9 protein-coding genes are annotated in these 11,800 nt (G+C 61.2%); 2 read left to right on the top strand and 7 right to left on the bottom strand.

The features are described from left to right. Positions 1 to 161: 161 nt before the first annotated feature. The 5 genes from Q0X23_RS04405 to Q0X23_RS04385 form a co-directional block, all read right to left on the bottom strand. The gene (locus tag Q0X23_RS04405; protein ID WP_297859162.1) at positions 162 to 1,400 is read right to left on the bottom strand and encodes an ABC transporter substrate-binding protein; all 1,239 of its coding nucleotides are present in this window, start codon (positions 1,398 to 1,400) and stop codon (positions 162 to 164) included. 1 nt (position 1,401) lies between these two features. Continuing rightward, positions 1,402 to 2,616: an ROK family transcriptional regulator gene (locus Q0X23_RS04400; protein WP_297859161.1), complete on the bottom strand. Its 1,215-nt coding sequence runs from the start codon at positions 2,614 to 2,616 to the stop codon at positions 1,402 to 1,404. 84 nt (positions 2,617 to 2,700) lie between these two features. Then, entirely contained in the window at positions 2,701 to 3,165 is a 465-nt protein-coding gene (dtd, locus tag Q0X23_RS04395; protein ID WP_297859160.1) for a D-aminoacyl-tRNA deacylase, read from the bottom strand. Between the two features lie 224 nt (positions 3,166 to 3,389). Continuing rightward, complete coding sequence (locus Q0X23_RS04390; protein WP_297859159.1) at positions 3,390 to 4,220, bottom strand: DegV family protein; 831 nt, start codon at positions 4,218 to 4,220, stop codon at positions 3,390 to 3,392. A 193-nt stretch (positions 4,221 to 4,413) separates the two neighbouring features. Next, entirely contained in the window at positions 4,414 to 5,253 is an 840-nt protein-coding gene (locus Q0X23_RS04385; RefSeq protein WP_119340138.1) for a DegV family protein, read from the bottom strand. Between the two features lie 363 nt (positions 5,254 to 5,616). Here Q0X23_RS04385 and serA point away from each other — a divergent pair, with 363 nt between their 5' ends. After that, positions 5,617 to 7,182, top strand: a complete 1,566-nt coding sequence (serA, locus tag Q0X23_RS04380; RefSeq protein ID WP_297859158.1) for a phosphoglycerate dehydrogenase — start codon at positions 5,617 to 5,619, stop codon at positions 7,180 to 7,182. 112 nt (positions 7,183 to 7,294) lie between these two features. Here the strand turns inward: serA and Q0X23_RS04375 are convergent, their stop codons facing one another. Then, positions 7,295 to 8,836, bottom strand: a complete 1,542-nt coding sequence (locus Q0X23_RS04375; protein WP_297859157.1) for a S8/S53 family peptidase — start codon at positions 8,834 to 8,836, stop codon at positions 7,295 to 7,297. A 163-nt stretch (positions 8,837 to 8,999) separates the two neighbouring features. Next, positions 9,000 to 11,102 (bottom strand): hypothetical protein, encoded by a 2,103-nt coding sequence (locus Q0X23_RS04370; protein WP_297859156.1) that lies wholly within the window; start codon positions 11,100 to 11,102, stop codon positions 9,000 to 9,002. Positions 11,103 to 11,199: 97 nt separating this feature from the next. Here Q0X23_RS04370 and Q0X23_RS04365 point away from each other — a divergent pair, with 97 nt between their 5' ends. After that, positions 11,200 to 11,763 (top strand): hypothetical protein, encoded by a 564-nt coding sequence (locus Q0X23_RS04365; protein WP_297859155.1) that lies wholly within the window; start codon positions 11,200 to 11,202, stop codon positions 11,761 to 11,763. Positions 11,764 to 11,800 lie beyond the last annotated feature (37 nt).

Genomic DNA, 11,800 nt, shown 5'->3' with positions numbered 1-11,800 from the left:
GCGTGGCAGCGTGGTGGGTTATTTCGCCGGGTTCATTCCGAGCGGTGCAGATTCTTCGTCGACTACGCCGCTTTGGACTGATTGGATGAGCGTTTTCGAGGGGGCGGTTGTGCGAAAAAAAGATAGAGGGGCAGGTTTGTGTACCTGCCCCTCCAGGTGAACTACTGGCCCAGACGAACCTGGGTGGCAATGGCCTGGGCTGCATTGGAGGCAGCCTGGGCGTTGCGGCCCGAGAGGTAGATTTCCATCACGGTGCCAAACTGGCTCATGAAGGACTCGGGGGCCACAGCACCGTGCACCAGCGAGCCCACAATGCGGTTGTTGCGCCAGTCACGCATGGCCGATTGCAGGTAGGCGTTGTACTTGCTGGGGTCGGAGTCGGTGCGGGCAGCAATCGAACCCTTGAGCGGGTTGAAAGCGTCCTGGCCTTCTTTGGAGCCGACCAGCCGCAGCCAGTTGAGCACGTTGGCGCGGTTCTTAACGCCCTTGGGCAGGCCGAAGGAGTCGGAGAGCATCATGAACACGCCGGCCGTACCGGGTGCCGGGGCCCAGCCGAAGCCTTCGCCGGGTTTGAGGCCCTTGGTGGTGGTCATGTAGCCGGCAGCCCAGTCACCCATGATGTTGAAAGCCGAAGTGCCATCCAGTACGCGGTCTACTGCCTGCTGCCAGGAGAGGCCCGAGGCGTCTTTGTTGGCGCAGTCGAGCACCCGGCCAAAGGTGTTCCACACCGCCACTACCTTGGGGTCGTTGAAACGTAGCTTGCCGTTCCAGAGGTTGGTGTAGTCGTTGGCACCGAGCACCCCCAGGGCCACCGACTCCCACAGGTGCTGCTGGGTCCAGTTTTCACCAAGGGCCAAGGGCGCTTCCAGTCCCTTGCCTTTGAGGGTCTGGCAAGTGGTCAGGAACTCGGCCCAGGTTTTGGGTGGCTGTACCCCCCACTCCCGCAGCTTGGCAGGGTTATACCACATTACGTTGGAGCGGTGGATGTTGACGGGTACGCTGTAAATCTTGCCTTTGTAGGAAATCAGGTCAATGAGCCCTTTGGGGAAGCGGTTCATCCAGCCTTCCTGGTTGAAGAGGGGGGTCAGGTCTTCCATGCGGTCGGCGACCACCCAGGTGCCGGTGAGTTCTTGACCTGCGTGTACCTGGAAGCTATCGGGGGGATCGCCGCCCAGCATGCGGGTCTTGAGGACGGCCCGGGCATTCACCCCGGAGCCGCCGGTCACGGTGGCGTTGATGACTTCCACGTTGGGGTAGCGCTTCTTGTACAAATCAATGAGGGCTTGTAGAGCGGGGCCTTCGTCTCCGGCCCACCAGGAGAAGATTTCCAACCTCCCCGACTGGGCCACTGCCAGCGAGCCAAGGGCTGCGGCTACCAGGGCTAAGAGAAACTTTCGCATATTATGTCCTCCTCGACATAGATGGGGCGCCAATGGTTGGCCGAGTCCCCAGGGCGGAGATTGGCGGGCTCCACTCCCTGGTTCCACCATTTGCTAGAAAGCGCTGCAGCACCAAGGCAGCGGCGCCCATAGCCGGGGCCAGATGTCCGAACGCGCTGGGCTTGACGGGTATTTCGCCGTGTTCGGGGATAAAAGCCAGGTTGCGGATGGTCTGTCGCAGGGGGGCCTCGAGCCACTTCCAGGCCTCGGCCCCGGCCCCGCCCAGCACCACCACAGCGGGGTCAAAGGTGACACATAGGTTAACCACAAAACGCCCCAACTCGTAGGCCAGGTTTTGCAGGGCCTGCAGGGCATAGGGGTCTTGCTGCTCGGCCCGTTGCAGGATGCCCCAAAAGCCTTCCTGCCGGCCACTGGCAGCCTGGTAGTGCCGCACCATGGCGCGCAGCGAAAGGGTGTCTTCGACATCCCCGCCGCCGCTGCGGCTTTTGGGTTGGCCGGTGAGCCAGTGGCCCAGTTCGCCAGCAGCCCCCAGGCGGCCCCGGTAAACCTGCCCCTCCACCACCAACCCCGTTCCCAGGCCCGTAGTCATGACCACGTAGACCAGCGGGCTTTGATTCTCGCCCCAGAAGGTTTCGCCCAGGGCGGCAGCGTTGGCGTCGTTTTCGACGTTTGCGGGGACTTTTAGCAGGGCCTCGAGCAAATCGGCAGGCCGCTCGTTGCGCCAGCCCGGGCCCGGTGCATAGATAAGGTTTCGTCCGCTGACCACGCCGGGGACGGCGAGCCCCACCCCCAGCAGATGTGTGGGATCCGCCAGCCGGATTCTGATCTGTTCGGCCAGTTTGGATATCCGCTCGGCCAGCGGGGTGTAGGGGCTTTCGACCCAGTCCCACTCGCCGTGGATTTTGTTGTTCAGGTCGAGCAGCACAATTTGGGTATTCTCCACGCCCAGCTCGGCCCCCAAGGCCAGGGTATGCTCGGGGGAGAACTCGAGCTCGGTGCCGGGGCGGCCCACACCCGGCTTGTGCTGGTTGCCTTCATCCAGCAGGCCTTCTTCAAGCATCTCCTGAACCAGCGAAGAGACCGTGCTTTTGGTAAGGCCTACCGCGCGGGCCAGCGTCGCCCGGCTCGAGGGGCCGTTTCGGCGCAGGGCCTCCAGAATCAGGCGGCGGTTCTGCCGCTTGATGGCCTGCTGGTCAAGGGGTGCGTTGCGGGCCATGGCACCTCAAATAAAGCGTTAACTTAGTAAGTTCAGCGAACGAACTATATCCCATCCGATTGCGGCCTGTCAACTGCCTGGGGGCTAGCTACGTCGGTGCTGGAACCGTTCGGCGGAGTCGAGCCAGAGTGTTACAGGGCCATCGTTGATCAGGTGTACCTCCATATGAGCCTGGAAAACCCCGGTCTCGACGTGAAGCCCCTGCTGGGTCATCAGGTCGCAAAAACCCTCGTAGAGCCGCCGACCTTCATCGGGTGCTGCTGCCTCGATAAAGCTGGGCCGGTTGCCCTTGCGGGTATCGCCAAACAGGGTGAACTGCGACACGGCCAACACCTCGCCCCCCACATCGGCCAGGGATAAATTCATCTTGCCATCGGCGTCGGCAAAAACCCGCAGCCCCGCAATTTTTCGGGCCAGGTAGGCGGCATCGTCCAGGGTGTCGCCCCTTCCCACGCCCAGCAACACCAGCAACCCCTGTCCAATCTGGCCCACAACCTTACCCCCTACGACCACCTGGGCCTGGCTAACTCTTTGCACAACGGCACGCACGTCCAGACCATAACAGGGAAGGGGGGGTGTTGTCAGCCGAAAGCTGAACGCCTGAGGCCAATGGGCGAACGCCGAAGTGTTTCGATCGTGTTTTTACATCCAAATCGGGATAGCTCTAGGTATCGCGCCTTTGACCAGGCCGCTCTGAAGACAGGCAACCTGGGTTTGACCAATGCCATAGGGCGCAGCGTAGAGGCCCTCGAGCTTTGCTCTGGTGTGTGAACCTACCTTGGTGCCGCAAACAGCGCGACCGTGCCGGGGCCGGTGTGGGCGGCCACAGCGGGGCCGCACTCCCGCACGCCTTCAATCACCACACCCTCCTGGCTAATCAGCTTGCGGAGCTCTTCGATGCCCTGAGGGTTGTAGGCGTGGGCCAGGATGACCCGGGCCCCCTCGGGGAAGGCCTGGTGAAAAGCCTGGGCGAGTTGCTGTAAGCCCTTGTGCCAGCCCCGGGCCCGCTCGAGGGGCCTCACCAGCCCATCCCGCACCTCTAGCACCGGCAGCAGTTTGAGCAGGGAACCAATGAAGTGCTGCAAGCCGCCAATGCGCCCACCTCGGTGCAGGTATTCCAGCGTGGCCGGTAGCACGAAGCCACGCACCCGCTCTACCAGTGGGGCAATGGCCTCCTCCAGCTTGTCCCAGGGCACCCCTGCCGAGAGCTTGCGCTGTGCCTCCTCGATCACAAAAGAAAGCCCGCCGTTCAGGGTCAGGCCGTCTATCACCTTGACGCGGTTGCCAAACTTCTCGGCTACCATACGGGCTGTGGAGCAGGTACCCGAAAGTTTGCTCGAGACATGTACCGAAACAATGCGGTCGAACTTCTCGAGCAGATTCCTGTACAAAGCCTCCAGATCCACCGCAGAAATCTGGCTGGTGCTGACCTTTTTGCCGGCGAGTTGGGCCTTTATCACCTCGTCCGGGGTCATCTCCACATAGTCGCGGTAGCTCTTGCCTTCGATGATGACCTGCTGCGGGATTACGTATACATCCCGCTTGAGGGCCTCCTGGGGGCTCAAACCCAGGGTTGAATCGGCAACAAACGCGGTACGTTCCATCTTCACCTCCCTGCTGTATTTCCAGAAACCCGATTCAGCCGAGTATAGCTGATGTTGTATTGATCGCAGGCGTTACGTGATGGGCGCTACTGGCCCCAACAGCTTTCAAGGGAGGCCGGGTTATGTGTGGCCGCACCTCGAAGATGCCAGCTCTTTGTCGCAGGTCGGATATCTGGGCTACCCACTCTGGATTTCACAGGCTGTAGGCATAATACCCGTAAAGCCCCGGCCCGGTGTGGGTGGAAATCACGCCCCCAATGCTACTGGTGATGCGCTCTTCCAGGGGCAGCCCGGTGGCTTGTACGGCGGCTTTGAATGCGGCTACATCGCTTTCTTCAGCGTTGTAGAGGTAGTAGATACGGATTTTCTGGCGGCCTGCGGCCCAGGTCTTGAGGGATTCGACCATCTCGGCCAGGGCTTTTTTTTCGCCCCGGGCCCGGCCTGCGGCCTCGACCTTGCCTTCCTTAACGGTCAGGATGGGCTTGATGCCCAACAGGCCTCCCAGCAGGGCCTGAGCCCCCCCAATGCGCCCATTTTTCTTCAGGTAGTCCAGGGTGGCCAGGGTGAAGCGCACGATGTGGTCGGCGCGGATGCGCTCGAGCTCGACAAGTACCTGCTTCAGGTCGGCCCCCTGGTCCAGGAGCTCCTTGGCTCGTTCGACCATCATCCCGATGCCCATGCTGGCGGCCAGTGAGTCAAAAACCGTGACTTTGCCGGGGAACTCCTGCGCGGCCAGGTTGGCCGAACCCACCGTGCCGGAAAGCTTGGAGGAGATATGAATCGAGAGTACGTGGTCGGCTTTTTGCAGGGCGCGTTCGTAGGCGGCCTTGAAGTCGGCGGGGGAGGGCTGGCTGGTGCTGGGCATTCCCGCTCCGGCGGCTACCCCTGCAAAGATGTCGGCAGGGGTGATTTCCACCCAGTCTTTGTGGATTTTGCCCTGGAAGTTGACGTAGAGGGGTACTACCTCTACGCCCATCTCGGCGGCGCGGGCCTGCAGGTCGGAGGTCGAGTCGGTTACGATGGCTATTTTCATGCGTTCTCTCCTTTGTGGTTCGGGCTATTAGCCCGTCACCAGGGTCTTTGGGTTAGGTCACACCTGTTCCGTAAGTCTAGCACAGGGTTTGTTTTGTGGGCCTCACGGTACGGGATTGAACTTGGTTCTATCTCAACGGTACGGGATTGGACTTGGTGTTATCGTTTGCCTTTTTCCTCTCCCCACGGTAGGCGAGGGGGCGACACCACACGTTTGTTGGAGCCCTGTTTTATTGTCTGGAACTCTACCTCAGCCATGAGAATGAAAGCCTGCTGCCTTCTCCTGGAGCTTGTGCCATCTGGGACAAGGTGATAAGGTTGGGGCGAATGCCGGGGTATACCGGCTGGCTCCCAGGACAAAACTATGTGGAAAGTGCTTGTAACCGATGAAATGCGGCTGGGTGAGGTGAAGCACCCAGACCTTCGGCTCGATTATCGGCCCGGAATGGCTCGAGAAGAGGTCCTAGAGGTAATCGGGCAGTACGATGCTCTCATTACGCGCAGCCGTACCCAGGTGGATGCCAGGCTACTCGAGGCCGGAGTCAACCTCAAGGTGGTGGGCCGGGGTGGGGTGGGGGTAGACAACGTGGACCTCGAGGCCGCCTCCCGCCGGGGCATCCTGGTGGTGAACGTTCCCGAGGCCAACACTCGCTCGGCAGCGGAGCTGGCCTGGGCCCTGTTGCTGGCTGTGGCACGGGGCCTGGTGGAGTCGGATCAGAAGATTCGCCAGGGCCAGTGGGATCGCAAGTACCTGGGCTTGGAGCTGAACCACAAGACCATCGGCATAGTGGGCCTGGGGCGCATTGGGGGGCAGGTGGCCCAGTTTGCCAAGGGCTTTGATATGCGGGTGCTGGCCTACGACCCCTATATTCCCCGCAGCCGGGCCCAGACCCTGGGGGTGGAGCTTTTCGACGACCTGGCCGATATGCTGCGCCAGTGCCACTTCCTGACCGTTCACACCCCGCTCACGAGCGAAACCCGGGGCATGATTGGTCGCCGTGAGCTTTACTTGCTGCCCAAAGGGGCGGTGGTGGTGAACGCCGCACGCGGCGGCATCGTGGACGAAAAGGCCCTGGTGGAGGTGCTGAACGAGGGGCACCTGTGGGGGGCCGGACTGGACGTGTTTGTGGATGAGCCGCCCAACGCCGAGCACCCCCTGGTGCACCACCCCAGGGTAGTACATACCGCTCACCTGGGGGCCAATACCCAAGAAGCCCAGGAGCGGGTGGGCGAGGCTGTTCTGGAGCGGGTCATCGAGACCCTTCAGGGCAACCTGGCCCACGCCCTCAACACCGGCTTCGATGCAGAAGGCTTGCAGATGTTCTCGGCCTGGCTGCCCCTGGGCGAAGCGCTGGGTAAGCTGCTGGCCCAGGTTACCCAGGGCCGCCCCCAGACGGTCGAGGTTTCGTATTATGGCGAGTTCGAGAAAAACCCCGACCCCATCGCTTCGGCGGTGGCCAAGGGGCTGCTGGATCAGGTGTTGGAAGCAGGTGCGGCCAACCTGGTTTCGGCCCGACCCCTCCTGCGCGACCGAGGCATCTCGCTCGTTACCCGCCAGGTCGAGCAGTCGCTCGACTACCGGCAGGTGCTGGAGGTGCGCCTCGAGACCGACAAGGAGACCCGCAAGGCCCGCGGCGCGGTGCTGGGCGGCAAACCGCGCATTGTGGGCATTGATGACCACATGGTGGAGGCCGTGCCCAGCGGGCACATGCTGGTCTGCGTCAACCGCGACCGGCCGGGGGTGGTGGGTAAGGTGGGTACGCTCTTGGGCGAGAACGGAATCAACATTGCGGGCATGCAGCTAGGCCGCGACAACCCCGGCGGAAAGGCGCTGTTTGTGCTGGCCATTGACGAGCGCCCCAGTGAGGCGGTGCTGGAGGCCCTGCGGGGCCTGGATGTGCTCGAGCGGGTGGATTTGGCCGCGCTCTAATCTACATGGAGTTGGTCAAATCCTTGAAGACCTTTTGCCGGGCAGCATGGTCAAAGGCGCAGTATTCCAATGTGCCATGTTGGACGCAGTGACCCACACACAGTGGGAGCAATTAAGGTTTGTACTGTACGCGGCCCAGGGTGGTTCCGGTAACATCTGCGATTGCATTTGTTAAGAGCAGGTTCCGCAGGTTTTGGCCGGGTTTAGCCTGGGCATAAAGCGCAGCTACCCCAGCGGTGAGGGGGGTTGCGTAAGAGGTTCCGCTCAGGCCGAGGTGGTCGGGGTAGGCCGCCCCTGCGGTGCAGCGGAACTGGGTGACGGGATCGGTGCAGACGTTAATGCCGGGTGCCAGTATCTCGTAGTTCAAAGCCGTGTTGAAGACGGCAGGTTCGTAGGCTCCGCTCGAGCTCTTGATACCAAAAGCCCCGACCGACACCACATTGGGCAGGCTGCCCGGAGGGGCCGCCCCAGGCGCATAACCACCTGGATAATGCAAGACCGCTTCTTTTTGATTGCCCGCCGAGGCGATGAGCAAAAAACGAGTGGGGTCGCTAAGCTGGGGCCGCTGAAGGATTTCAAATATGGTGTCGTCGGGCAAAGGGCCACCGTTGCTCGCGTTGGCAATGACCCTCCCGCTGTAAGGCGGGTTCATCAGGTACATCAGGGCCATGGCAATGTAGGCCGAGCGGCAGTCGCCTGCGCCGTTGCAAACCTTGAGCGGCACGATCTGGGCCTGGGGTGCAATGGTATGAAGAATGGCAGCCACATGGGTGTCGTGACCGGCCAGGTCGCTGGTGCCGTCGCGGTCGAAGTCGCAGGCGAAGGTCTCGGTGGTGGGTTGGCCCGGGTTGACGAAGTTGTAGCCGCTCACCAGCTGGGAGGGGTTGCCCAGCCAGGCCGGGTTGACCCCACCCCCGATCACGGCCACCGTGACCCCCTGGCCGGTGGGGCCGCCCACCGAGGAAAAATTGGCCCCGACCAACGATTTGAGGCTGTTTCCCTGTATAAGTTGGAAGTTCAAGGAATTGGGATCCAGGTGGTGGTAGGTCTGACCACAGGTAGGGTCGTAGGAGTTGAGCCCCCCGCCCTGATCCATGCTGAAGAAAACGTTCCGGCTTACCGCAAGTTCACTCAAGCTGTTCTTGAGGTTCTGAATGGTGGTGACGGTGTCGCGCTGGCCGATGTTCAGGGTAAAAAAACACAACTGCTCCACGGCAAAACGATTGACCACGGTCATGCCCATGAAGCTTGCGTCCTGGGAAGGGCAGTTGCTGGTTAGCAGCAACACATTCACTTCCCCGGTCACCGCCGAGCCGTAGGGCGTCCAGTTCCTCGTCAGAAAAGGATTGCTAGGATTGTTACCAAACACTTCAACCTTGACGGTAGCCCGGTCGGAGTACTGGGCAGGTGAGCCGGGCAGACTGGAGGGCAGGGGAGGTGGACTGGGCAGGTCGAACACCACCTGGCTTCCTACCTTCGTCCAGGCCACCGCCTCATCGTTGATCTCGACCCTGGTGATGGATTGGTTCCCCACGCCAACCCCCACCCGCTGCCCCCAGGCCGGGCGGGCGGTGGGATCGGAGGAGGTGGAGGCCCCAACCACCTCGTGGCCCAGGGTTGTCTCTTCCGACAGGATGGACACGTTACATGCCATCAGGGCCCATGGTATAAGCGACAATAATACGGTTCGACTCATCCTCGTCACCTCGCAGGAATGCGGACGGGTGGTCGAGCATTCCTGATCCCAAAATTAGAGGGGAGGTCTTAACGGGCTCTTAACAGCAGGTGTGGGCTCAGATTATCCGCATTTTTGCGGGTCAGTTTCGCCGGGGTGGGGCTGGTTGAACGGGGCCACCTACCGAACCATCGTCTTTGCGGTATTGTTGGTACAAAGCCACCAGCCGACCCTCGAGTCGCCGTGCCTTTTCATGATGTTCGAGGGCGTGGGCCTTGTTGATCAACCGTTTGAGCACACCCTCGTAATTCACCAGGAAATCCCTGACCTCATCCAGATGCCCGCTCTGTTCCATCAGCGATAAAGCAACTTCCAGTACATCCGGATCATCATCCAGGTCGGCCAGGTGGGCCATGGCTACTCCCTGCGTCAACAACTCACCTGCCCTGGAGGCAAAGTCCAGGGCGCTGCCGAAGTGTGACCTGGCTTTAGAAGCATCATGCTGCGCAGAATGGACATATCCTAGGTTCAGGTACAGCCGGGCCATGATTTCTAAGGCCCCTGCTGTCTCGGCAAAAGGAACGGCCTCCAGGTAATGCGCTTCAGCCCTCACCCAGTCTTTGCGGCGCTCCCAAAGAATGCCCAGGTTGAGCAGAATTCTTGCCCGAAGAAGGGCATTCTCGCCCGATTGATCTAAGGCTTCCAGCGCCTGATGGTAGGCTTGCTCAGCTTCGGCTCTGGCAGACTCGAGGGCTATAGCATCCATGCCCTTCTTTTCAGCTTCTCTGGCAATTTTATCCAGTTCTATGGCGTAATTGTTTAGGCTTCCCACCCAGCGATCCCTGGCCCCTGCTGCCTGGAACAAAGCCGCGGCCTTTTTGAAATGTGAAGCAGCCAGTAGAAAATCCCCCTCCGAACCAGCTAGATAGCCCAGCGTATTGTTGGCAATGGCCTTGGCCCACAGCCAGCTTACGCCGCTCTCCAGGACGCTCAGGGCAGCCTCCTGGGCTTGCTGGGGCATCCCCCGGCGCCATAGCAGCACCGATTTAAGGGCGGTAGTGCTGGGGGTGTGAAGTTTCTCTGGTAGGGTTTGGAGCAGCTCCAGGGCCTCCTTGAAGCGCCCGAGTCGCTCCAGTGCATAGGCTTCCAGAAAGCGACTTTCGGTGTCGGGGTAGGTTTCCAGCACCCGCTCGACGGCGCGAATTTGCCCCAGGAGGGCTGCCGCCTCGGCAAACTTGAGCCCGTCTATGAGGGCTTTAGCCCGAACGGCGAAGGCCGCTCGAGCGCGAGGAAAATCGCCCACACCGCCCACGCCCTGGGTGTGCTCGAGGATTTGGCGATATAGAGTAAAAGCTATCTCGGGTGGGGTGTTGCGGGCCAGGGCCAGCAGGAGTGTAAGGCGCTCGCCGGGGTGGGCCTCGAGCCAGCCGCGGGCGGTTTCTTCAGCCAACACCCGGTTATTGGCATCCACCAACCCTGAAAGGATCAGGGTTTCCTGGGCCTGGGAGAGTTCGCCCAGGGAGGTCTCGAGGGCGCTACGCACGATGGTGAGGTTGGGCTGATCCTGCAAGGCCAGGGCCAGAAACACTTTACGAGCGGACTCGGGCAGGTCGTCGAGGCTGGCCTTTGCCGCCGAGCCTGCCCGTCGACTTAGATCGCTTCCGGTCTGCACCAGCAAGCGCTGAAGGCGGGCCAGCAGGGCCGGTTCCATCTCCGGGGCTTCAGCCAGCGAGTACGCCCGCTCGGCCAGCACTCGAGCCTCCCTGGCCCGTTGCTGCTCTGCGAGTTCCTCGGCCTGCTCGAGCATCGCCATCTGGGCTTTCTGGGCAAAGGACTCTCGCTTCTCCAGCACCCAATCGAGGATTTCGTCGGAGACTTCCAGGGTCTCCAGGGGCTTGCCCAGGTCCCGCAAAAACGGCCCTTCGTACAGATGAATGGCCCGCTCGAGGTCTTGGTTTTCCAGGGCCTCGAGGAAATCCAGGGCATCGCAGCCGACCTGGCTCGAGAGGGGGTTGACCCCCGGTTTATCGGGGAAAGCCTCAGCGGCTCCCTCTTTTTTGAACTGGGCCAGCACCACCGAGAGGTTGCTGAGGGCCTTGGAGCCGACCTCGTTCCAGAACAGTTCGGCCAGCCGGCGGCGATCCTGCGGGCCCTCCAGAGTCAGGTAGGCCAGCAACAGCAGGGGCTTGGGCCGGGAGAAGGCAGTACCCTCCAAGCTCACCTGGCCAAGGCTGATGAGCCGCATTTGCCCATTGTACTCCCCGTTCGGATGTCCTTGTTAAGGGTTCGTCAAGGGTGCGTCAAGAACCCCCTGGCAGGCTATGCGCATCAGGAGGTTCGCAATGACAGGCTTTAGCACTGGCTCGCAAGCAACAGTTTTGGTTCTGGGTCTGAGCCTGGGGGCCTGGTGGATGGGATCAGGCTCGCTGGGCCGCAACGAAAGCATGGCTGCATTCATGGCTCTGGCTGACGCGCGGGGCCAGATTTATACCGAGGCCCGCATACAGATTATCCAGACTGAACCCGTCCAACACCTGGCTATCCGCAGTCCCATTGCTCTGGCAGAGCTACAACTCTACCGCTACAAGGGCAGGTTGGCCGATGGACAAGCCATAGAAGGTTTTTTGTTGGGTCGCAGCGAGCGCCACCCCCAGACCCTCCAGATAGCGGCCAGGGTAGTGCAAGCCAGGGGCTTTACTGCCCAGGGCGCAGCCGTGCTTTTGGGCGAGGCCTGCTCGGCTGCCGGGTGCTTTGGCTTCGTAGGCTATCGCCCTGGCGCTGCACCAGTGGCTTTTATCGAGCAGGGTGCCCTTGAGAAGAGTCTGAATCTACGCAACACCTACACCTTGCACTTTGACCTGCATGAGCAAGGTTTGCCTGAGGTGGCCGCCTTAATCGGTCTGTGACATATAGGGAATATTTCCTGACTGCAGCAGGAATTTC

Origin of the sequence: Meiothermus sp. (genome assembly GCF_026004115.1) — a bacterium.
In the GTDB taxonomy this organism is placed as follows: domain Bacteria; phylum Deinococcota; class Deinococci; order Deinococcales; family Thermaceae; genus Meiothermus.
The sequence above is the reverse complement of the archived record's forward strand: the minus strand, read 5'-3'. Positions and strand labels throughout refer to the sequence as shown.